The 21,362-nt window shown below is 60.1% G+C and carries 19 protein-coding genes; 14 read left to right on the top strand and 5 right to left on the bottom strand.

Annotated features, from left to right (window positions below; translation table 11 throughout):
- Window positions 1–8: 8 nt before the first annotated feature.
- From HKN06_09860 to HKN06_09810, 11 genes are all read left to right on the top strand, one after another.
- Window positions 9–800, top strand: a complete 792-nt coding sequence (locus tag HKN06_09860; GenBank protein ID NNF61617.1) for an enoyl-CoA hydratase/isomerase family protein — start codon at window positions 9–11, stop codon at window positions 798–800.
- Window positions 801–863: 63 nt separating this feature from the next.
- On the top strand, window positions 864–2,855 hold the full coding sequence (locus tag HKN06_09855) for an acetyl-CoA carboxylase biotin carboxylase subunit (protein ID NNF61616.1): 1,992 nt from the start codon (window positions 864–866) through the stop codon (window positions 2,853–2,855).
- 2 nt (window positions 2,856–2,857) lie between these two features.
- Window positions 2,858–3,772 (top strand): hydroxymethylglutaryl-CoA lyase, encoded by a 915-nt coding sequence (locus HKN06_09850; GenBank protein ID NNF61615.1) that lies wholly within the window; start codon window positions 2,858–2,860, stop codon window positions 3,770–3,772.
- A gap of 61 nt (window positions 3,773–3,833) precedes the next feature.
- On the top strand, window positions 3,834–4,601 hold the full coding sequence (locus tag HKN06_09845; GenBank protein ID NNF61614.1) for an SDR family NAD(P)-dependent oxidoreductase: 768 nt from the start codon (window positions 3,834–3,836) through the stop codon (window positions 4,599–4,601).
- Window positions 4,602–4,660: 59 nt separating this feature from the next.
- Window positions 4,661–6,262: an electron transfer flavoprotein-ubiquinone oxidoreductase gene (locus HKN06_09840; protein NNF61613.1), complete on the top strand. Its 1,602-nt coding sequence runs from the start codon at window positions 4,661–4,663 to the stop codon at window positions 6,260–6,262.
- Window positions 6,263–6,280: 18 nt separating this feature from the next.
- Window positions 6,281–7,027, top strand: coding sequence for an electron transfer flavoprotein subunit beta/FixA family protein (locus tag HKN06_09835; protein NNF61612.1), 747 nt, complete (start codon window positions 6,281–6,283; stop codon window positions 7,025–7,027).
- Window positions 7,027–7,962, top strand: coding sequence for an electron transfer flavoprotein subunit alpha/FixB family protein (locus tag HKN06_09830; GenBank protein NNF61611.1), 936 nt, complete (start codon window positions 7,027–7,029; stop codon window positions 7,960–7,962). The genes HKN06_09835 and HKN06_09830 overlap by 1 nt, the downstream gene beginning before the upstream one ends.
- Before the next feature lie 3 nt (window positions 7,963–7,965).
- Window positions 7,966–9,915, top strand: coding sequence for an acetoacetate--CoA ligase (locus HKN06_09825; protein NNF61610.1), 1,950 nt, complete (start codon window positions 7,966–7,968; stop codon window positions 9,913–9,915).
- Between the two features lie 3 nt (window positions 9,916–9,918).
- Entirely contained in the window at window positions 9,919–11,016 is a 1,098-nt protein-coding gene (locus HKN06_09820; protein ID NNF61609.1) for a cell division protein ZapE, read from the top strand.
- A 65-nt stretch (window positions 11,017–11,081) separates the two neighbouring features.
- Window positions 11,082–13,334 (top strand): carbohydrate binding family 9 domain-containing protein, encoded by a 2,253-nt coding sequence (locus tag HKN06_09815; GenBank protein NNF61608.1) that lies wholly within the window; start codon window positions 11,082–11,084, stop codon window positions 13,332–13,334.
- A gap of 42 nt (window positions 13,335–13,376) precedes the next feature.
- On the top strand, window positions 13,377–13,754 hold the full coding sequence (locus tag HKN06_09810) for a DUF4870 domain-containing protein (GenBank protein ID NNF61607.1): 378 nt from the start codon (window positions 13,377–13,379) through the stop codon (window positions 13,752–13,754).
- Here the strand turns inward: HKN06_09810 and HKN06_09805 are convergent, their stop codons facing one another.
- The 4 genes from HKN06_09805 to HKN06_09790 form a co-directional block, all read right to left on the bottom strand.
- Window positions 13,755–14,096 carry a hypothetical protein gene (locus HKN06_09805; GenBank protein NNF61606.1) on the bottom strand — a complete coding sequence of 114 codons (342 nt, stop codon included), beginning with the start codon at window positions 14,094–14,096 and terminating at the stop codon, window positions 13,755–13,757.
- A gap of 71 nt (window positions 14,097–14,167) precedes the next feature.
- Window positions 14,168–14,809, bottom strand: coding sequence for a maleylacetoacetate isomerase (gene maiA, locus HKN06_09800; protein NNF61605.1), 642 nt, complete (start codon window positions 14,807–14,809; stop codon window positions 14,168–14,170).
- Between the two features lie 6 nt (window positions 14,810–14,815).
- Complete coding sequence (hppD, locus tag HKN06_09795) at window positions 14,816–15,868, bottom strand: 4-hydroxyphenylpyruvate dioxygenase (GenBank protein ID NNF61604.1); 1,053 nt, start codon at window positions 15,866–15,868, stop codon at window positions 14,816–14,818.
- Between the two features lie 89 nt (window positions 15,869–15,957).
- A complete protein-coding gene (locus tag HKN06_09790; protein ID NNF61603.1) occupies window positions 15,958–16,800 on the bottom strand; it encodes a tryptophan 2,3-dioxygenase in 843 nt (280 codons plus the stop codon).
- Window positions 16,801–16,976: 176 nt separating this feature from the next.
- Here HKN06_09790 and pdhA point away from each other — a divergent pair, with 176 nt between their 5' ends.
- The 3 genes from pdhA to HKN06_09775 are packed head-to-tail and all read left to right on the top strand — an operon-like array spanning window position 16,977 to window position 20,252.
- Window positions 16,977–18,065, top strand: coding sequence for a pyruvate dehydrogenase (acetyl-transferring) E1 component subunit alpha (gene pdhA / locus HKN06_09785; GenBank protein NNF61602.1), 1,089 nt, complete (start codon window positions 16,977–16,979; stop codon window positions 18,063–18,065).
- Complete coding sequence (locus HKN06_09780) at window positions 18,065–19,042, top strand: alpha-ketoacid dehydrogenase subunit beta (GenBank protein ID NNF61601.1); 978 nt, start codon at window positions 18,065–18,067, stop codon at window positions 19,040–19,042. Before pdhA ends, HKN06_09780 begins: the two co-directional genes overlap by 1 nt.
- A gap of 13 nt (window positions 19,043–19,055) precedes the next feature.
- Window positions 19,056–20,252, top strand: a complete 1,197-nt coding sequence (locus tag HKN06_09775; protein NNF61600.1) for a 2-oxo acid dehydrogenase subunit E2 — start codon at window positions 19,056–19,058, stop codon at window positions 20,250–20,252.
- 108 nt (window positions 20,253–20,360) lie between these two features.
- Here HKN06_09775 and HKN06_09770 read toward each other — a convergent pair whose 3' ends face one another.
- Window positions 20,361–21,278 carry a hypothetical protein gene (locus HKN06_09770; GenBank protein ID NNF61599.1) on the bottom strand — a complete coding sequence of 306 codons (918 nt, stop codon included), beginning with the start codon at window positions 21,276–21,278 and terminating at the stop codon, window positions 20,361–20,363.
- Between the last annotated feature and the right edge of the window lie 84 nt (window positions 21,279–21,362).

Raw genomic sequence — 21,362 nt, 5'->3', positions numbered from 1 at the left:
GCCGGTATATGGCGGAATCAGTACTGCAAAATCTGGACGAGCACGGTGTGCTCACTCTGGTCCTGAACCGTCCGGAGGTGCACAACGCCTTCGACGACACGCAGATTGCGTTACTGACCGGTCTGCTGCTCAATGCCGATCGCGACACCAAAGTACGCGTAATCATCCTTACTGGCAGCGGCGATACTTTCTGTGCCGGCGGCGATATCAGCTGGATGAAAAAAACCGCCAGCCTGGACATGGGGCAAAACTACGAAGACGCACTGCGCCTGGCCGAACTCATGTCAGTACTCAATTCCATCGGCAAGCCAACCATCGCCAAGGTGAACGGTCCGGCCTACGGCGGCGGCGTCGGGCTGATTGCCTGTTGCGATATTGCCGTCGCCAGCAACGATGCGCGATTCGCACTGAGCGAAGTGCGGCTCGGGCTGGCGCCCGCGGTGATATCGCCGTACGTCATAGCCGCCCTGGGCGTGCGCCAGTCACGCCGCTACATGCTGACCGGCGAGGCCTTCGATGCGGCCCACGCCGAGCGGCTCGGCCTGCTGCACGAGACAGTTGCGCCGGAGGCGCTCAACCCGCATGTCGAACACCTGGCCACGCTGTTGCTGAAAGGCGGTCCGATGGCTATCCGTGAGAGCAAGGAACTGATCGGCATGGTCAGCCATACTGATCGCTCATCGAACCAGACTATTTCAAGGCGCACGGCCGAGATCATCGCCCAGATACGCGTCTCGCCGGAGGGCCAGGAGGGGCTCGGCGCCTTCCTCGAAAAACGCAAGCCAAGCTGGCAGCATTGACCCCGGGTGGCGATCCGTAGACCCTAAGCGCGAGGGGCCGGGCGTCCAGCCCGGATCAAACCGATGTTCGACAAAATACTGATTGCCAACCGCGGCGAAATCGCCTGCCGCATAATTGATACATGCCGCCACCTCGGTGTTGCGACGGTGGCCGTGTATTCCGACGCCGATGTTCGTGCGCGCCACGTGCGCCTGGCCGATGAAGCAATTCATATCGGCCCGGCAGAAGCATCCCGTTCGTACCTGTCTGTCGATGCGCTGCTGGCTGCTGCGCATGCAACGGGTGCGCACGCTGTTCACCCCGGCTACGGCTTCCTGTCCGAAAGTTCCCGGTTTGCAGAGCGCTGTGCCGCGGCCGGGCTTGCGTTCATCGGACCGGCACCGCAGACCATTGCACAGATGGGCTCAAAAGCTGCAGCGAAGGCGCTGATGGACACAGCGGGTGTACCGACAATCCCGGGCTACCATGGCGAGGACCAGTCACTGGCGACACTGCAGCGGCATGCACAGCAGGTCGGCTTTCCGCTGCTGGTCAAGGCCAGCGCCGGCGGTGGCGGCAAGGGTATGCGTATCGTGCACGAACCCGGTGAGCTGGCGCAGGCAATCGAAAGTGCGCAACGCGAAGCACGCAGCGCGTTCGGCGACGACCAGCTTCTGCTGGAAAAATATCTGCAGTCGCCGCGGCATATCGAGTTCCAGGTTTTCGGTGACACGCACGGCAACATCGTGCACCTCAACGAACGTGAGTGCTCAATCCAGCGCCGTTACCAAAAGATCATAGAGGAGAGCCCGTCGCCTTTTCTCGACGCGCCGTTGCGCGAACGCATGGGCCAGGCGGCCGTCGCGGCCGCACGGGCTGTAAATTACTGTAACGCGGGCACGGTCGAATTTATTGTCGACCGCGAGCGCAACTTCTACTTCCTGGAAATGAATACCCGGCTGCAGGTGGAGCACCCGGTTACCGAGCTGACCTCGGGCCAGGACCTGGTCGAGTGGCAGTTACGGGTGGCATGCGGCGAGCCACTGCCATTGACGCAGGAGCAGGTGAGCAGCAACGGTCACGCCATCGAAGTACGCATCTACGCCGAGGACCCGGCGCAGGATTTTCTGCCATCGACCGGCCGCATCGATCGTTTTTGCTGCCCGGCAGGCGACGGAACCAGGCTGGACACCGGTTTCGAAGATGGCGATTTCGTCAGCATCCATTACGACCCGATGATTGCCAAGCTGATTTGCGCCGGCGCTGACCGCCAGGCCGCACTAACCAGAATGCGTCATACGCTGGCCAACACCGCTGTGTTCGGACCAGCAACAAACCTCGATTTGCTGCGACGTATTGCTGCTGACGCGGTTTATCTCGCCGGCGAAGCGGATACCGGTTATATCGATGCCAACCTCGCGGACCTCCTCGCCGCGCCCGCGCCGGATCCCCTGTACCCGGCTGTAGCAGCGGTTGCCGAAGTGCGGGCACGTGAGTTGAAATCAGCCTATGCCGGATCGCCATGGGATATCGCCGATGGCTGGCAGGCCAATGGGCGTGGCCGCACCCGGCTGCGACTTGAAGCACCCGGACAGTTTGCCGCAACGGTTGACGTGTCGATGGCTGGCCGTAATCGCTACCGCGTGCAGTACGATGATGTCGACCTGACAGTCACCGCGGCCGCGGCCGGCGCCGAACGGCTTACCATCGAAGCTGATACGCGCAGCGCGGTATTTGGAATCCTGCGTCACGCCAGTCAGCTGTTGATAAGCAGCGGCGAAACTGCCATGCGTTTCCGGCTGACAGATCCTTACCCGGCAGGCGATGGGGATGTCGACGACGCAGCCCATCCGGGTTCGCCGATGCCGGGCCGCATCGTTGCGATCAGGGTCGCCGCGGGTGACCGCGTTGAGAAAGGACAACCGCTGGTTGTGCTCGAGGGAATGAAAATGGAGTTCACGGTGCAGGCACGCACTGCCGGCACGGTCGAGAAAGTACTGTTCGCTGAAGGCGAGATGGTCGATGCCGAGGTACCGCTGGTCGATATAGCTCCTGACCAGGAGGCCGTTGCATGAACCTGCCGCGTCGGGTGAAAATTGTCGAAGTCGGCGCACGCGACGGATTGCAGAACGAAGCCGACCCGGTTCCGACCCCGACAAAGGTTGAACTCATCAACCGGCTGTCGGCAACCGGGCTGAGCTGTATAGAGGCCACCAGTTTTGTCAGCCCGCGCTGGATTCCGCAACTTGCGGATGCCAGCGATGTCTTCACCGCGATCGATCGTCGTCCCGGCGTCACCTATCCGGTGCTGGTGCCAAACGAACGTGGCATGGAGCGGGCGCTGAAAGCCGGTGCAACAACTATCGCAATCTTCAACGCCGCATCCGACGCATTCAATCGCAGGAACATCAATGCCTCGATCGACGAGGCATTCAAGCGCCTCGAAATCGTCGCTGCAGTTGCCAGGCGTGAAAACGTAGCGATGCGCGGCTATGTTTCCTGCGTACTCGGCTGCCCGTACCAGGGGACGATCAGTCCGTCGCAGGTAAGCCGGGTTGCCCGGCAGATGTATGAACTGGGCTGCTACGAAATCTCTCTCGGCGACACGATCGGTATTGGCACGCCAAAGAAGGCGCAGGAAATGCTGGCTGCGGTGGCGACGCAAATCGATATCGACAAGCTGGCGGTGCATTTCCATGACACGCGCGGCCAGGCACTGGCCAATGTGCTGGCATGCCTGGAACTCGGTGCAGCAACGATCGATGCCTCGGTTGCCGGCCTCGGCGGCTGCCCCTATGCCGAGGGCGCAAGCGGCAATCTCGCCACCGAGGACCTGGTTTACATGCTGCACGGCATGGACATCGAAACCGGCATCGATCTGGAAGCGCTGATCGGCGCGGGTCGCTTTATAACCGAGGCAATGGGGCGCAATCCGGCCAGCCGGCTGGGCCGTCTGCCGGAGAAACGGCGCGATCCGCGCTACAGCACCTGAGCGCGCCTCGGCACCAACCCCCCTTTACGGCTAAAATGGTGTGTTTTAGCCAGGAGCCAGCATGATTCTCGAAAGCGCAAAGGCCGTCGTGACCGGCGGCGCCTCTGGCCTGGGCCTTGCCGTGGCCAGGCGCATCATCGATACCGGCGGCCAGGTAGCGCTGCTGGACGTCAACGAGGCTCACGGCGAGTCTGCAGCAGAGATGCTCGGCGAGCGCGCCGTATTCCTGCGTACCGATGTCAGCAGCGAGACAGAGGTGAGCGGCGCCGTTGTTGCGGCGGCCGAGCGTTTCGACGGCGTAACCCTCGCCGTCAGCTGCGCCGGCATCCTCGGTGCTGCACGCGTGCTCGGCCGTGACGGACCGATGCCTGCCGAACTGTTCACCAAGGTCATTCATGTGAACCTGATTGGCACCTTCCTCCTCGCGCGAGCAGCAGCGCAGGTCATGGCTGAGAATCCGGAAAATGCCGAGGGCGAGCGTGGCGTCATTATTAATACAGCATCCGTTGCTGCTTACGAAGGACAAATCGGTCAGGCTGCCTACTCGGCATCGAAAGGTGGTGTTGTCGGGATGACCTTGCCGCTGGCTCGCGAATTTGCCCGCCTTGGCATCCGCGTGATGACCATTGCACCGGGAATTTTTCACACGCCGATGATGGACGGTATGCCAGAACACGTGCGCGAATCACTGGGCGCCCAGGTGCCCTTCCCTTCACGCCTCGGCAAACCGGAAGAATTTGCCCGCATGGTCGCATCGGTTTATGCCAACCCGATGCTCAACGGCACGACGATTCGCCTCGATGGCGCCATCCGCATGCAGCCGAAATGAAACACGTGTTCTGCGACGAAAACAGCGCAGGCGTTTGTCGGGCGAGCTGAGACAGTGACATGACTGAAAGAGATGTAATGGAGTATGACGTCGTCATTGTCGGCGCCGGCCCGGCCGGGCTGGCCTGCGCAATACGACTAAAGCAGCGCAATGACGCGCTGAATGTCTGCATACTCGAGAAGGCCTCCGAAGTTGGACAGCATGCGCTTTCCGGTGCAGTGGTCGAACCGTTTGCACTGGATGAACTGCTACCCGGATGGCGCGACAATCCGCCGGAAATATGTGTACCGGCAAGCAAGGACGAGTTCGTGATGCTGACCAGCAAGCGTGCATTGCGCTTCATGAACCCGCCGCAGATGCATAACAAAGGCAACTTCATCATGTCGCTGGGCGGGCTGTGCCGGCGGCTGGCCGAACATGCCGAAACGCTTGGTATCGATATTTTTCCGGGCTTTGCCGGCGCCGCAGTGCTGTTTGACGACGACAACACCGTCATCGGCGTGCGCTGTGGCGATATGGGCGTCGGCCAGGACGGCCAGCCCGGGCCAAATTTTGCCCCCGGCGTTGACATCCATGCGCGCCATACGGTGCTGGCAGAAGGCTGCCGCGGGAGTCTGTCCAAACAGCTGATTGACCACTATCAGCTCGACGCCGGAAAATCGCCGCAAACCTACGGCATTGGTTTCAAGGAACTGTGGCAACTGCCTCCTGGCAGGGTAACGCCGGGCCTGATACGACACACCATCGGCTGGCCGCTGGAGCGCAGTGTCTATGGCGGCAGCTTCCTGTATCACCTGGACAACGACCGTGTTTACATCGGCTTTGTCACCGGGCTGGACTACCAGGACCCGATGTTCAGTCCGTTCGAGGCCTTCCAGCAATACAAGCACCACCCCTCTGTGCGCGGCCTGCTCGAGGACGGCGAGATCCTGTCGGCAGGTACGCGCTCACTGGTCGAAGGCGGTTACCAGTCATTGCCAAAGCTTGAAATGCCCGGCGCGCTGCTCATAGGCGATGCCGGCGGCACGCTCAACGTCCCGAAGATCAAGGGTGTACATATGGCGCTGGGCGGCGGCATGCTCGCGGCAGACCATCTTGCAGCAAAGGACTCGGCGGCAGGGTTCGACAAGGCCTTTCGCGACAGTCGCTGGGGCCAGGAATTGCGCAAAGTGCGCAACATTCGCCCGGGCTTCAACGGCGGGTTCTGGCCGGGCCTGATGAACGCGGCGCTGGAAACCGTCACCTTCGGCAAGCTGCCGTGGACGCTGCAGAATCATGCGGACTGGTCGAGCCTGCAGAAAGTCGGTGAGGCTGGCAGCAGCGATAAGGCGTATGTCGATCGGGACCTGCCGCCACGCGACCGGCTGGCTTCGGTCTACTACTCGGCCATTGCTCATGATGAGGACCAGCCGGTGCATCTGAAGGTGCGCGACACCTCGATCTGCGCCACGACCTGCGCCGAGGAATACGCCAACCCATGCACCCGCTTCTGCCCGGCCGGTGTCTACGAAATGGTCGACGATGGCAGCGGCGGCAAGCAGCTGCAGATCAATGCGGCCAACTGCCTGCATTGCAAAGTTTGCGACATCAAGGACCCCTACGAGATCATAGACTGGGTGCCGCCGGAGGGCGGCTCGGGGCCCAACTACCAGAACCTGTAGCAACAGAAAGAATTATTAATGAAGATACTTGTTTGCGTGAAACGCGTAATTGATTACAACGTGCGCGTACAGATCGACCGTGATGGCAATGGCGTAGTAACCGACGGCGTCAAGATGTCGGTCAATCCCTTTGACGAAATCGCCATCGAGCAGGCGCTGCAGCTGCGCGAGAGTGGCGCTGCCGAAGAGGTAATTGCGGTAAGCATAGGCAGTCAGGCATCGCAGCAGCAGTTGCGCACCGCCCTGGCAATGGGTGCAGACCGCGCCGTGCTGGTCGAAACCGACGATGAAATTCAGCCTTTGACGGCTGCCCGCGTATTCCACCAGCTGGCAGAAAAGGAGCAACCCGGTTTAATCCTGCTTGGCAAGCAGGCAATCGATGACGATTCAAACCAGACCGGGCAGATGCTGGCGGCGCTGTGGCAACGACCCCAGGCAACCTTTGTCTCGCAGCTGGAAATCAGCGACGGGACGGCAACCGCAACCCGCGAGGTCGATGCCGGGCTCGAGACTATAGCCGTGGAGTTGCCTGCTGTAGTCACCACCGACCTGCGCCTGAACGAACCACGCTTCGTCAAGATGCCTGACATTATGAAGGCAAAGCGCAAACCGCTGGAGACGATTCCACTGGCGGACACGGGTGTAGAACTGCCGCCGCAGCTGACAATGTCAAACTTCACGCCACCGCCACAGCGCCAAGCCGGTGTCCGGGTCGAAAGCGTCGATGAACTTATCGCCGCGCTGCGCGACCAGGGAGTACTGTGATGACAAAGGTCCTGCTGATTGCCGAACATGACGGCAAAACACTCAATCCCTCAACTGCCAAGGCGCTGACCTGTGCCGCTGCGATCGGCCCGACCGAAATCGCGGTGTTGGGCGATGGCGCCGATGCGGTTGCCAGCCAGGCTGCTGCACTGGCCGGCGTGCAAAAGGTCCTGCAGGTCTCGCGCGCCGAGAACGCCAGCCCGCTGGCTGCAGTGCTGGCACCACAGATCGCCGCGCTGGCCGGTGACTTCAGTCACCTGCTGGCACCGTCGACCACTTTCGGCAAGGACGTATTGCCGCGCGCCGCGGCCCTGCTCGGTGTGCCGCAGGTCAGCGATATCATGGAAGTACTGGGCGAGCGAAAATTCAGGCGGCCGATTTACGCCGGCAACGTTATTGTTGAGACCGAGGTTCCGGCAGGTTGCCTGGTGGTCGGCACGGTACGCACGGCTTCTTTCAAGGCGGCAGATGCAGGTGGTAACGCCAGCGTCGAAGCCGCAACAACCGACGCCGACCTGCCCACGCATACCCGCTATATAAAGCTGGAAGCGCAGGCCAGCGAACGGCCCGACCTGCAGTCCGCGGCACGGGTGGTTTCCGGCGGGCGTGGGGTCGGCAGCGCCGAAAATTTCGAGGTCATTTACAAACTGGCGGACAAACTCGGCGCCGCGGTCGGCGCCTCGCGTGCCGCCGTTGACGCCGGCTATGTGCCAAACGATATGCAGGTTGGCCAGACCGGCAAGATCATTGCGCCGGACCTGTACTTTGCCATCGGTATCTCCGGCGCAATCCAGCACCTGACTGGCATCAAGGATGCCGGCACCATAGTGGCAATCAACAAGGATGCTGAGGCGGCAATATTCGAGGTTGCCGACATAGGCCTGGTCGGCGACCTGTTCTCTATCGTGCCGGAGCTGGAACAGAAGCTCGGCTGACCCATGGCGGCGCCCGTTTACACGCCAACTGCGCAACGGGCTGCGGCCTCGCGCATGGCAGATTTTGCTACGCAGCTGTCGCGTGCCTGCGGCGAGGACCTGTCGCAATACGGCGATCTGTGGCAGTGGTCTGTCGGTAACCCGACGGAATTCTGGCCGGCGCTGTGGCGCTACTGCGACGTCAGGTCTTCCCGTAAATGGCAGCAGGTTTTACAGCACCCGCAGCGCATGCCGGGTGCGCGCTGGTTTACCGGTGCGCGACTGAACTTTGCCGAGAACCTGTTACAGCATCGCGGTCCACAGCCGGCGATTATTTTCCGCGATGAAAGCGGCAACCGCCGCGAACTGTCACGCGATGAACTGTGGCAACAGGCAGCCAGCGTAGCCGCAGGCCTGCGCGCGGCCGGCGTCCGCGAAGGCGATCGCGTCGCTGCCTACATGCCAAATATCCCGGAGACGGTCGTCGTCATGCTGGCTGCCAGCAGCATTGGCGCAACGTTTTCCTCCTGCTCGCCTGACTTTGGCGTCAATGGCGTCCTTGACCGGTTTGGCCAGATCGCGCCAAAAGTGCTGTTTAGCGTCGACGGCTATCGCTACAACGGCAAGCGCATCAGCCTGTTGCCGCGGCTGGCCGAACTGCTGTCGGCACTTCCGGCAGTCGAACAGGTCGTACTGGTGCCGTTCCTCGATCCTGACCCGGATGTGTCCGCGCTGCCGGTGACTTCCCTGCTGGCCGATTTTGTCACTCCTGCCAGCGACATCGATTTTGCACAGCTGCCGTTCGATCATCCGCTGTACATCATGTATTCGTCCGGCACTACCGGTACGCCGAAGTGCATCGTGCACGGAGCGGGCGGTACTTTGCTGCAGCACCTCAAGGAACTGGTGCTGCATACCGACGTCACACCCGCCGACCGGGTGTTTTACTTCACCACCTGCGGCTGGATGATGTGGAACTGGCTGGCAAGCACCCTGGCAGCCGGAGCAACCGTGGTGCTTTACGACGGTTCACCATTTGCGCCCGACCCCGAGGTCCTCTGGCGCATGGCGGACGAAGAACGTATCAGCGTCTTTGGTACCAGCGCAAAATACCTTGCGGCGCTGGAAAAAGCTGGCGTAAAGCCGGGTACCAGATTCGATCTGGCGTCATTGCGCTGCATTCTATCGACAGGATCGCCGCTGACCGAAGAAAGCTACGATTACGTCTACGCGGACATCAAACCCGACCTGCAGCTGTCATCGATTTCCGGCGGCACCGACATTATTTCGTGTTTCGCACTGGGCAACCCGCTGCTGCCGGTGTATCGCGGCGAACTGCAGTGCCGCGGACTCGGTATGGCGGTCGACATTTACGACGAAACGGGTGCACCGTTGCGCGGGGAAAAAGGCGAACTGGTCTGCACAAAACCTTTCCCATCGATGCCGCTGGGCTTCTGGAACGACATCGATGATGATCGTTACCGCGAAGCGTACTTTAACCGTTTCGACAATACGTGGTGCCATGGCGACTATGCATTGCTGACCGAACACGACGGACTGATCATCTACGGTCGCTCTGATGCAGTTTTAAACCCCGGTGGCGTACGTATCGGCACGGCGGAAATCTATCGCCAGGTGGAACAGCTTGACGAGGTCATTGAATCCATTGCTGCAGGCCAGGACTGGCACGGTGACCAGCGCATTATCCTGTTTGTACGCCTGCGCGACGGCGTCGAGCTGGACGACGAACTCCGTCAGCGCATTCGCAGCCAGATTCGCAATAACACGACGCCACGGCATGTTCCGGCCAAAATTATTGCCGTGGCGGATATTCCACGCACGATCAGCGGCAAGATCGTCGAACTGGCAGTGCGCAACGTGATCCACGGACGAGCCGTGCAAAACACCGACGCAATGGCAAACCCGGAAGCTCTGCAGTACTTTCGTGACCTGCCCGCGCTGGACGAGGACTGAACCATGCGTGGTATCGGGCTGGTCGCGCGCTACCAGCGTGATCTCGATGAACGGCACTTCACCGAAGATAGCGGGCAGCTGGGCGCGATCGCCACACTGGATGAGCTCGGTGCGCGGCTGGCGCAGCATCAGCCGACCAGCTTGCTGGAAAATATCCGGCGCCGCCTGTCCGGCCCGGCAGCCCCGGAAAGGGGCCTTTACCTGTGGGGCGGTGTCGGGCGCGGCAAGACCTACCTGATGGACCTCTTCTACGAGTTATTGCCGTTCGCGGCGAAACGCCGCAGCCACTTTCACCGTTTCATGCAGGACATACATGCGCAACTCGGCGCACTGGGCGAGACCCGCGATCCGCTGCCGCAAATTGCCGCGGGCATCGCAGCGAAAACCCGTATTCTTTGTTTTGACGAGTTCTATGTTGCCGACATAGGCGATGCGATGATCCTGGGCAATCTGCTGGCAGCCCTGTTTGACAACGGCGTCACGCTGGTTGCCACTTCAAACGTCGCCCCGCATGACCTCTACCATGACGGGCTGCAGCGGCAGCGCTTTATGCCCGCAATCGAGCTACTGCAAAAACATACCCAGGTGATGGAAATCGGCGATGGCGCCGACTACCGGCTGCGTGTGCTGCAGTCTGCCGAGATTTACCATTCTCCTCTGGACCGGCAGGCAGCAGCCAACCTGCAGCATTACATGACAGCCCTCGCGCCGGACCAGCCGCGAACCGAAGCCGTGATCGAAATAAACGGGCGCGACATCGCGACCCGGCAACGTGCTGACGGCGTGGCATGGTTCGACTTCGACGCAATTTGCACGGCGCCACGCAGCGCAGCCGATTACCTCGAAATAGCTCGCCTGTTCCATACCGTGCTGCTGTCGGACATCCCGATACTCGACGAGAGCCGCGACGACGACATGCGCCGTTTTATCGGGCTGGTAGATGTCTTTTACGACCACCGGGTCAAGCTGATACTCTCTGCTGCAGCGCCGCCGGATCAGTTGTATGTCGGCGAGCGGCTGGCATTTGAATGCCGCCGTACACGCAGCAGGCTGACCGAGATGCAGACTACGGACTATCTGGCACTGCCGCATCTGCCGTAATCCTGTCGGTTTAAACCTTTCTGCCCGCTGACAGCTCCAGGCTACATCGGAGACAAACCATACCAATGACATTGGCTCGCTTACCTGGCCTGCTGCTGATCGCCCTCCTCGTAGCGGTCAGCGCTCATGCGGAGCCGTCCTGCAACGTGCCGGATCATATGCCGGAGGACGCGGACGGTTTGCGCAGTATTCCCCGGCTGCCTGACGGCATCAGGGTGGATGGCGTCATCGACGAGAGCGCCTGGAACGGTGCCCTGCTGATGGAACTCGACGTGGAAACCCGTCCCGGCGAAAATATCAGGCCGCCGGTACGCACCGAAGTCCTGTTGGGCGAGACCGGTTCCGACCTGCTGTTGGCCTTTCGCGCCTACGACCCCGAGCCGGAAAAGATACGCGCCTATTTGCGCGACCGCGACAGCGCCTGGAAAGATGACATGGTCGGCGTGGTTGTCGACACCTTCAATGATGAGCGCTTTGCATTCGAATTCTTCGCCAACCCTTATGGCGTTCAGATGGACCTGACGAATGATGACGTCAATCGCGACGAGGATGACTCGTGGGATGCTATCTGGGATTCTGCCGGTCGCATAACCGACGAAGGATTTGAAGTGGAAATGTCGATTCCGCTGCAACAGCTGCGGTTTCCGAAGACGGCACAACTCCAGACCTGGGGGATTGATGTCCTGCGCTTTTATCCGCGCTCGCAGCGTCATCGCATATCCAACAACCCGCAGGATCGTGGGCGCCACTGTTACCTGTGTCAGCTGGAAAAGGTTCGTGGTTTCGCGTGCGCCCAACCCGGCCGAAACCTGGTTCTCGCCCCGACGCTTACCGTCAACCGGTCTGACACACGCGCCGAACCTTCCGAGCAACTGATTGCGGGGGATGCGGATTTCGAACCCGGCCTGGATATTCGCTGGGGCATTACGCCCGATCTGACGCTTGCCGCCACGCTTAACCCGGATTTTTCCCAGGTCGAAGCCGATGTCGCCCAGCTATCCGTGAATGAGCAGTTTGAGCTTTTCTTTCCGGAAAAACGCCCATTTTTTCTTGATGGTGCGGATTTTTTCAACACCCGTATCGATGCCGTGTTCACGCGTACCATCGCCGATCCCGACGCCGGTGCGAAGCTTGTAGGCAAACTGGGCAAACACAATTTTGGCGTGTTTGGCGCGCGGGACACCAAGACGAACCTCCTGTTTCCCGCGGCCGAAGGCTCAGACACCGCAACCCTGGACCGGGGTAACAACGCATTGGTCGCCCGCTATCGCCGCGACCTGGGTGACAACTCGACCATCGGCGCCTTGCTCACCGCGCGTGATGGCAGCGGCTATTCCAATTATGTCGGCGGCATCGACGGCAGATTTCGTTTCACCGAAAGCGATTCTCTGTCCTTCCAGTACCTGGCTTCAGATACCGAATACCCGGAGCAGGTGGCACGAGACTATGACCAGCGCCGGTCGGCAAGCGACAAGGCAGTGAGCATCGGCTATGACCATGTCTCACGAAACTGGCGCCAGTACACTCGTTACCGCGACTATGGTGAAAATTTCCGCGCCGACCTCGGTTTTGAGCCGAAGGTTGGATTCAGCCAGTGGATTCTTGGCGGACGACGCTATTTCTATCCGGGCGAACGCTGGTCGACGGTAGAGATCGGCGGCGACTGGGATATCGCCTACACCGCAGACGGCCAGGTGCTGGAACGCGAAATCGAAGGCAGCATCGAAGTAGAAGGCCCACTGCAATCGTTCCTGGAAACCGGCCTCGGCCAGCGCGACCGTCTGTTCGATGGCCGCCAGTACGATGAAAATTTCGCCTTCTTCTATGGCGAATTTGTACCCTTCGCAGGCAAGGAACTCGGCCTGCTTGTGCGCACCGGGGAGTCCATCGATTTTTCAAACAGCCGGCTGGCCGACAACCTGTTCGTGCGCCCATACCTCAACCTGAATCTCGGCAAGCACCTGCAGCTCAGGCTGCGTCACGCTTTCCAGGCGCTGGATATGCTCGACAGCGGCGCCAACATATTCACCGCAAACCTGAGCGATGCCCGACTCACCTGGCAGTTCGATGTCCGCAGCTTTGTCCGCCTGGTGGTGCAGCATCAGGATATAGAACGCGACCCTTCCCTTTACCTGGAGGAAACAGAGGGACGCTCACGATCGCTTTCCACGCAGCTGCTGTACTCCTACAAGGTCAACCCGCAAACCGTGCTGTTTTTGGGCTACTCTGATGCAGCCGAAGACGGCGACTTGCTCACCGGTTTCACCGCAATCAACAAGACCTGGTTCGCGAAAATCGGTTATGCCTGGCTGCCCTGAGCAATCGTGTTGACGGTGGCCGCCAGCCCGACTACATTTCTGATGAAACACGGCTACCGGGAGATCGCTGTGAGCGAAATCAGCAAAGACGAGCGCACCTGGGCCATGCTCACACACCTGAGCGCGCTAACTGCCTTTTTTACCGGCGGTTTTGGCGCGATTATCGGCCCGCTGGTGGTCTGGCTGATCAAAAAAGACGAAATGCCGTTTGTCGACGATCAGGGCAAAGAGGCGCTCAATTTCCAGATCACCATGCTGATTGCCACAATCGTTTCGGCGGTCCTGGTGCTGGTGCTGATAGGTTTCCTGATGCTGGTGGTGGTGGGAATTTTCGACCTGGTGATGGTGATTATCGCCGCGGTGAAGGCAAATGACGGGGAGCAGTTCCGCTACCCGCTCACCATCCGGTTCCTGAAATAGTCAGAAGCGGTCGTTTTCCGGCAGCTCGAGATTGTTTATGCGGCTGCGGCGGAGCAGCTTCAGCGCCAGGTTGCGGCCTGCCCGCAGCACCGGGTAAATCACCCTGGACAGCGCCTTTGAGCGAAACACCAGGAAATTGAGGCGGTTGAACAGGCCGGAGCGACTGCTCAGCAGCGACAGGGCGTGAATTGCGTCGCTACCGTAGTAAAGCTCATCGCCGGCGATAAGCACCATGCCTTCATCAACATCCAGCCCCAGCGCGGTAATCCGATCCATTTCCGGCCCGCCCTCACGCGCACTCAGCAGCTTCAGCGTTCCGGCTGCCGCGCGCACCCGCACCATCCGGACGTAGGCATCGCAGAAGGGGCACTGCTCGTCATAAACCAGCACGAGGTCGGGCTTGGCAGCATCGTTCACTGGTCGCAGTCAGGTTGCCGTTCGGGGACCGCGTCATCGAACGCCGGCAGCTGCAGGCATCTTTCCTCAATCCGGCGGATGCCCGGGTAGGGCTCCAGGTCGCAGTTAAAACGACGCGCGTTATAGACCTGTGGCACCAGGCAAATGTCCGCAAGCGTCGGCTTGTCACCATGGCAGAATTCGCCGCTGCGTGGATCGGCCAGCAACGCCTCAAAGGCCGCAAAGCCGCGCGCCACCCAGTGTTCATACCAGCCCTGGCGCTGTTCCTCGCTTATCCCGACTTCACCGGCCAGGTATTTGAGCACGCCAAAATTGTTCAGCGGCTGAGTCTCGGCCACCACTATCTGCGCCAGCGCAATAACGCGTGCACGGTCAGCCGCATCCTCCGGTAACAACGCTGGCTGCGGAAATGCGTGCTCGAGGTAGTCGATTATGGCCAGCGACTGGATCAGCAGCATGCCGTCATGCGCAAGCGCCGGCACCATTCCCTGCGGATTGAGCTGCCGGTAAACACCATGCTGCTCGCCGCGGGCCAGGTGCACTGGCACCTGCTCGTACTCCAGCCCTTTCAGGTTGAGCGCAATGCGCACACGATAGGACGAGCTGCTGCGCCAGTACGTATAGAGTCGCAAAGACATTAACTGCTAGAGCACACCACGCTTTTGCTGGTCGCGTTCGATCGAGTCGAACAACGCCTGGAAGTTGCCCTCACCGAAACCCTCGTTGCCCTTGCGCTGGATGATCTCGAAAAAGATCGGACCGATGCAGGTCTGGGTGAATATCTGCAGCAGCATTTGTTTTTTATCTTTCTGGTCTGCATCTATGAGGATGTAGTTGCGATGCATGCGCTGCAGGTCTTCGCCGTGCTCAGGGATACGCTCGGGGACTATCTCGTAATAGGTGTCAGGCACGTCAAGAAATTCGATTCCGTTCTCCCGCAGGCGCTCCACTGTTTCGTAGATGTTGTTGGTAAACAGCGCGATATGCTGGATGCCCTCACCCTTGTACTCCTCGAGATACTCGGCAATCTGTGATTTGTCATCAGCCGATTCGTTGATCGGGATACGCACCTTGCCATCCGGGGCCGTCATGGCGCGCGATTGCAGCCCGGTCTTGACACCCTTGATGTCGAAGTAGCGAATCTCTTCAAAGTTGAACAGGTTTTCGTAAAAGTCTGCCCACTTGTCCATGTTGCCCTGGTACACGTTGTGAGTCAGATGGTCGATGAATGAGAGCCCGAGCCCGCGCGGCTGCTGGTCAACCTGTGGAAACTCGACAAACTCCCCGGAATAGATCTGCGCGTCGTCATCCGGGACAAAATACAGGGCTGCACCGCCAATCCCCTCAATTACCGGCGCCTGCAGCGCCAGTGTCTCGGGCCGTGTGGTGAATTCCCTGCCGCCACGCTCGAGTGCGATACCCTGGGCTTTGACAGGATCGGCAAAACGCACTGCAAAGCCGCAGGCACATGGGCCGTGCACGGCAGCGAATTCAGCCGCGAAACTGTCCGGGTCCTCGTTGATCAGAAAGTTGACCGCATTCTGTCGCCACAGGGTGATCGGTCGCTGGTGATGACGGGCAACACGGGTAAAGCCCAGCCGGCTGAACAGGTCGATCAGCTGCGCCGGGTCGGGGGCGGCAAATTCGACAAATTCGAACCCGTGAATGCCGGTGGGATTTTCACGAATTTCAGGCATTACGAAGCTCCTGTAAACCGGCGACGCCCGCCAAGCATAGCTCGCGGGCGCCACGGCGTTGATGCGCAATAATACGGCTATTATAGCAGTCAGGCTTCGATTTCGGTGCGCACCTCGAGCAGCTCCGGGAAGAAGCGCATTTCCAGCGCCCGGCGCAGAAATGGCACGCCGGATGAGCCTCCGGTGCCTTTCTTGTAGCCAATAATGCGCTCGACGGTTTTCATGTGCCGAAAGCGCCACAGCTGGAAGTTCTCCTCCAGGTCCACCAGTTTTTCGCTGACATCGTAGGCATCCCAGTAACGCTGCGGGTTCTCGTAAATGCGTTTGAATACCTCCACGACACCGGGATGGGAGACATACGGCTCGCCCCAGTCGCGGTTAACGCGCTCGGCTGGCACATTGTGGCCTTTGCGGTGCAGGTGGCGAAGGAATTCGTCATAAATACTCGGCCGGTTGAGCCACTCGTTGAGAATTTCCCCGGCCGGCGTCCCGACACCGTGAATATCGAGCATCGCCCGGTTCTTGTTGCCAAGCGCGAACTCGAACTGGCGATACTGCAGCGACTGGAACCCCGAAGCGGTTCCAAGCACGTCGCGCATCTGTACGTATTCGATCGGCGTCAGCGTCTCGAGCACCGCCCACTGGCTGAACAGCTGCTGCTGCACTATTTTGATTCGCGCGATGATCTTGGTGCAGGGCTCCAGATGATCGTTTCGGATCATGTCGATTGCGGCACGCAGTTCGTGCAGGCTCAGCTTGAACCACAACTCGGCAATCTGGTGCTGAACGATGAACAACATCTCGTCGTGGTGCGGCGGATCTGCCAACGGGTGCTGCGCACTGAGTATGGCATCCAGGCCCAGATACTCGCTGTAGGTCAGTGACTGGTTTTCGACCTTGGCCAGGCCGCTTTCGATTGGCTTGTCCGGCATCGTCAAATCCGTGTGGTCAGGCGAATCAGCAGTATATACGCCGGTTGTGGCAGCGCACAAAATATCTTGGGTTATAATGCCGCGCGCTGCCGGCGGTGCACTCGCACCCGGCTGATTTTACCGGCGCCAGCCAGACATTAAGCAAGCGGCCACATTGGCCGGCAAGAGGTTACGTCTTGAAGAAAACAGTCGCTGAATACCGTGTCGATCACCTGCAGATCCTCGACCCGGAAGGAAAAGTGGTCAGCGAACTTCCGGCCTTCGCACGCGATACGGATGAACTGCTCACGATGTATCGCAGCATGTCTCTGGTTCGAACGTTCGATACCAAGGCCATCAACCTGCAGCGCACCGGCAAACTTGGCACATACGCCTCATGCCTGGGGCATGAAGCGACGCATGTAGGTGTAGGTGCCGCAATGGCGCCCGAAGACGTATTTGCGCCGATGTATCGGGAATATGGCGCGCAGATGTGGCGCGGCGTAAAAATGTCGGAAATTCTGCTTTACTGGGGCGGCGACGAGCGCGGCAATAATTTTGCCGGACCAAAACATGATTTTCCCTGGTGCGTGCCCATTGCAACGCAGTGCCTGCATGCCGCCGGTGCAGCAATGGCGTTCAAGCTGCGCGGCGAAAAGCGCTGTGCGGTCTCGTCGATCGGCGACGGCGGCACATCCGAAGGCGCATTTTACGAGGCCCTCAACCTGGCCGGCGCGCAGCAATTGCCGGCCGTATTCATGGTGGTTAACAACAAATGGGCGATATCCGTACCGCTGCATTTGCAGACGGCGGCCGAGACGCTGGCGCAGAAAGCCATTGCGGCAGGCATGCCCGGTATCCAGGTGGATGGCAACGATGTCATTGCTGTCCGGGCTGCGGTCAGTGCCGCGCTGGAGCGCGCCCGCAGCGGCGGCGGGCCGGCTCTTATCGAGGCCATGACGTATCGGCTGTCAGACCACACCACCGCAGACGACGCCACCCGCTATCGCCCGAAGGAAGAAGTGGAAGAAGCGTGGGGCTTCGAGCCGCTGATAAGAATTCGGCGGTACCTGATGAACGAGGGTCTGTGGGATGAGCAACGCGAGCAGCAAATGCTTGAAGAATGTGCCCGGGAAGTCGATGCGGCAGTTGATGAGTATCTCGCAACCCCGCGTATGCCGGTGAGCGCGATGTTTGAACATATGTACGCCACGCTGCCCGAAGCAATGCAGGAGCAACTGGAAACTGCTGTCCGTTACGAAGGCACCAACGGGAGTGGCCACTGATGCCCCGCATTGCACTGATTGAGGGCGTTACGATGGCGCTGGCGCATGAACTGGGTAATGACGAGCGCGTCGTGGTGCTGGGAGAAGACGTTGGCGTAAACGGCGGTGTATTTCGTGCCACGGCCGGTCTACAGCAGCAGTTCGGCAAGGAACGGGTGATGGACACGCCACTGGCGGAAAACATGATTGCCGGCATGTCGGTGGGCATGGCCGCGCAGGGCATGCTGCCGATTGCCGAAATCCAGTTCATGGGCTTTATCTATCCGGCTTTTGACCAGATGATCAGCCATGCCGGCCGGCTGCGACACCGCACCCGCGGACGACTGACCTGCCCGATGGTATTGCGCGCACCGTATGGCGGCGGCATTCATGCGCCGGAGCATCACTCGGAAAGCACCGAAGCGCTTTTTGCGCACATACCTGGCGTGCGCGTGGTTATCCCCTCCTCGCCGGCGCGCGCTTACGGCCTGCTGCTGGCGGCAATCCGCGACCCTGACCCGGTTGTGTTCCTCGAACCCAAACGGATCTATCGCCTGGCCAAGCAGGAAGTCGAGGACAACGGCGAGGCGCTGCCGCTGGATGTTTGTTACATCCTGCGCGAGGGTGATGACATCACCGTTGTGACATGGGGCGCCATGACCCATGAGACGACAAAGGCCGCGGCAGAACTGGCCAATGAAGGCGTCAGTTGTGAAGTAATCGACCTGGCGACGATCAGCCCGCTGGACATCGAGACTATTCTTGAATCGGTGGAGAAGACCGGTCGACTCGTTATCGTTCACGAAGCTGTCCAGACCTGCGGCGTGGGCGCTGAAATCGCCGCGCAGGTCGCGGAGAAAGGCATCTATGACCTGCAGGCGCCGATCCGGCGTGTCAGCGGTTACGATACGGTGATGCCGCTGTTCCGGCTGGAGATGGAATATCTGCCCAGCGTCGCCCGCATCAAAGATGCGATCACTGAAACGCTGGAAGCCTGACGGGGACTATTACATGAGCACGTTCAACCTGCCCGACCTTGGTGAAGGTCTGCCCGAAGCTGAAATTGTCACCTGGCACGTCAAGGAAGGCGATGAGGTCAAAGTCGACCAGCCGATGGTATCGGTGGAAACCGCGAAGGCAGTAGTAGAGGTACCCGCGCCACAGTCCGGTGTTATTGCCAGACTGCACGCTGGTGAGGGCGATATCGTCGAAACAGGGAAGCCGCTGGTGGAATTTGCCGGCGACGATGGCGTGGTGGCAGCGGCCGCGCCTGCTGCGGAAAAAGCCGACGCCGGTGACAGCGGCACCGTGGTTGGCAGCATGCCGACCAGCGATGAAGTAATGGTTGAAACCGCTATCATTGGCGGCCGTGGCCGGCGGCGCAAGGGCCGCGTCAAGGCTGCCCCGGCGGTACGTGCGCTGGCCAAAAAGATGCATGTCGATCTGCGCGATGTCACGCCCAGTGGCAAAAACGGCCTGGTCACTGCCAATGACGTTCGTGCCTTTGCACAAACCAGCAGCACCATCGGACCGGCAATGCCGCCGCCCGCACCGCGCACCGATATCAATTACGGCGCAGCAGAACCCCTGCGCGGCCCGCGTCGCGCAATGTCGCACAGCATGAGCCAGTCGCGCGACCAGGTTACCGCGTGCACCTTGTTCGACGACGCCGATATCCACGAATGGGCACGTGGCCAGGACATCACTACGCGAGTACTGCGCAGTATCGTCGCCGGTTGTCGCGCGGAACCGGCGCTGAACGCCTGGTACGACCCGGAATCGAACAGCCGCACGATGCATCAGCATATAGACCTTGCAATGGCGGTCGATACACCGGACGGGCTGATTGTCCCGGTACTGCGTGATATCGGCAGCCGCGACAGCAACCAGCTGCGCGCAGCGATCAATGACGTCAAAGTCGCAACCCGCAACCGCGCGGTTGCACCAGCCGACATGAAAGATCCGACTATTACGTTGTCAAACTTCGGCATGATGGCCGGTCGCTACGCCACACCGGTAATAGTCCCGCCTATGGTCACCATCGTCGGCACCGGCGGCATTCGCCACGACGTCGTCGCGGTGATGGGTGGCATCGAAGTGCATCGCCGCATCCCGCTGTCGCTCACCTTCGATCACCGCTGTATAACGGGCGGCGAAGCCTGCCGCTTCCTCGCTGCAATGATCGCCGACCTTGCCAAAGCTGACTGATCGAGGCCGGACTACAGCACCTGCTCTCTTTAACCGGCCGCATCGACAGCTTCAATCGCGATTTCAAACCCGACAATGCGATTCAAGCCGGCCGCATTAAAAGCAGGGTCACTCCTGGATTGTCTTTTGCTGCCTGATAGTTGGTCCGACCCCGCTTGTGACGACGCACCCGGTCGCACTGGGCCCGGGCGGCTGCAGGAACAGCGTTCTCATCAAAGCCAGATCCACAAGATCAACTCTGTCGTCACCGTTGTAATCGGCGTCCGGGTCGGCAGTCAGGAATACCAGGCGAAACAGGGCCAGATCCACCAGATCAACCTGACAGTCATTGTTGAGGTCAGGATCGCAGGCATTGCCGATGTTGTCAGCATCGGTGTCACGCTGGTCGGCGTTAATGACCTCGATACAGTTATCGGTGCTATCTGGAATACCGTCTGCATCCAGGTCGGGCTCCACCAGGTTGTCGATTGTGGCTCGCATCACAAAGTCGCCGCCAACGCCTAGTTGGCTTGCCGGAAACCAGAACAGAAGTCCGGCCCCGATATCGGCCAGGATGTAGTTGGCACCGGCATTGATCGTACCGTCCAGGTCGGTTGCAATGCTCGGCAGCCCGTTGTGTCCGAATTGCAGCCCGACCCGAAATGGCCCATTGATAATGATCGGTGTCAGAGTGAGATCGATTTGCTGCAGGAAAACGTTTGAACCGGTCAGCGTCACGTCGCCTGTGAACAGTAGCGAGCCAGGCTCAGATCCACCGCCCGCGTCGTCCCAGACAGAAATCCCCATTTCCCTGCTTACTGCGGCCCCGCCAAACAGCAGCGTAATACTGCTCAAAACACAGGGGCAGGCTATCTTAGGTTCGAAGCGGGCGGCTGCAATCTCGCCGGCGATAAACCCTGCCTGAAAATTGACCGGCGCGCCGTCTGCAAAACCATCGTTTTGCAGCGTTTCCTCGTCGGCGGCAGCGGAATGGCTCAGCACCGCACCAAAAATCAATGCGGCCAAAAGACGGGCTGGCATTAGCATGGCTCTCTCCCTTTCGCCCATGTGCGGCGGGCAGGTTTGCTTGTTGGACTTATACCTGCAGCCTAGACCAATAATCAGGGACAG

This window comes from Gammaproteobacteria bacterium, assembly GCA_013003425.1.
Taxonomy (GTDB): Bacteria; Pseudomonadota; Gammaproteobacteria; order Steroidobacterales; family JABDKV01; genus JABDJB01.
This window is presented reverse-complemented; position numbering and strand designations above follow the sequence as displayed.

What these genes read in the sequence shown, in the direction of transcription:
- HKN06_09860 (NNF61617.1), top strand. Translation starts at nt 9, where the DNA reads ATGGCGGAATCAGTACTGCAAAATCTGGACGAGCACGGTGTGCTCACT.
- HKN06_09855 (NNF61616.1), top strand. Translation starts at nt 864, where the DNA reads ATGTTCGACAAAATACTGATTGCCAACCGCGGCGAAATCGCCTGCCGC.
- HKN06_09845 (NNF61614.1), top strand. Translation starts at nt 3,834, where the DNA reads ATGATTCTCGAAAGCGCAAAGGCCGTCGTGACCGGCGGCGCCTCTGGC.
- HKN06_09840 (NNF61613.1), top strand. Translation starts at nt 4,661, where the DNA reads ATGACTGAAAGAGATGTAATGGAGTATGACGTCGTCATTGTCGGCGCC.
- HKN06_09835 (NNF61612.1), top strand. Translation starts at nt 6,281, where the DNA reads ATGAAGATACTTGTTTGCGTGAAACGCGTAATTGATTACAACGTGCGC.
- HKN06_09830 (NNF61611.1), top strand. Translation starts at nt 7,027, where the DNA reads ATGACAAAGGTCCTGCTGATTGCCGAACATGACGGCAAAACACTCAAT.
- HKN06_09825 (NNF61610.1), top strand. Translation starts at nt 7,966, where the DNA reads ATGGCGGCGCCCGTTTACACGCCAACTGCGCAACGGGCTGCGGCCTCG.
- HKN06_09820 (NNF61609.1), top strand. Translation starts at nt 9,919, where the DNA reads ATGCGTGGTATCGGGCTGGTCGCGCGCTACCAGCGTGATCTCGATGAA.
- HKN06_09815 (NNF61608.1), top strand. Translation starts at nt 11,082, where the DNA reads ATGACATTGGCTCGCTTACCTGGCCTGCTGCTGATCGCCCTCCTCGTA.
- HKN06_09810 (NNF61607.1), top strand. Translation starts at nt 13,377, where the DNA reads ATGAAACACGGCTACCGGGAGATCGCTGTGAGCGAAATCAGCAAAGAC.
- HKN06_09805 (NNF61606.1), bottom strand. Translation starts at nt 14,096, where the DNA reads ATGGTGCGGGTGCGCGCGGCAGCCGGAACGCTGAAGCTGCTGAGTGCG.
- maiA (NNF61605.1), bottom strand. Translation starts at nt 14,809, where the DNA reads ATGTCTTTGCGACTCTATACGTACTGGCGCAGCAGCTCGTCCTATCGT.
- hppD (NNF61604.1), bottom strand. Translation starts at nt 15,868, where the DNA reads ATGCCTGAAATTCGTGAAAATCCCACCGGCATTCACGGGTTCGAATTT.
- HKN06_09790 (NNF61603.1), bottom strand. Translation starts at nt 16,800, where the DNA reads ATGCCGGACAAGCCAATCGAAAGCGGCCTGGCCAAGGTCGAAAACCAG.
- HKN06_09780 (NNF61601.1), top strand. Translation starts at nt 18,065, where the DNA reads ATGCCCCGCATTGCACTGATTGAGGGCGTTACGATGGCGCTGGCGCAT.
- HKN06_09775 (NNF61600.1), top strand. Translation starts at nt 19,056, where the DNA reads ATGAGCACGTTCAACCTGCCCGACCTTGGTGAAGGTCTGCCCGAAGCT.
- HKN06_09770 (NNF61599.1), bottom strand. Translation starts at nt 21,278, where the DNA reads ATGCTAATGCCAGCCCGTCTTTTGGCCGCATTGATTTTTGGTGCGGTG.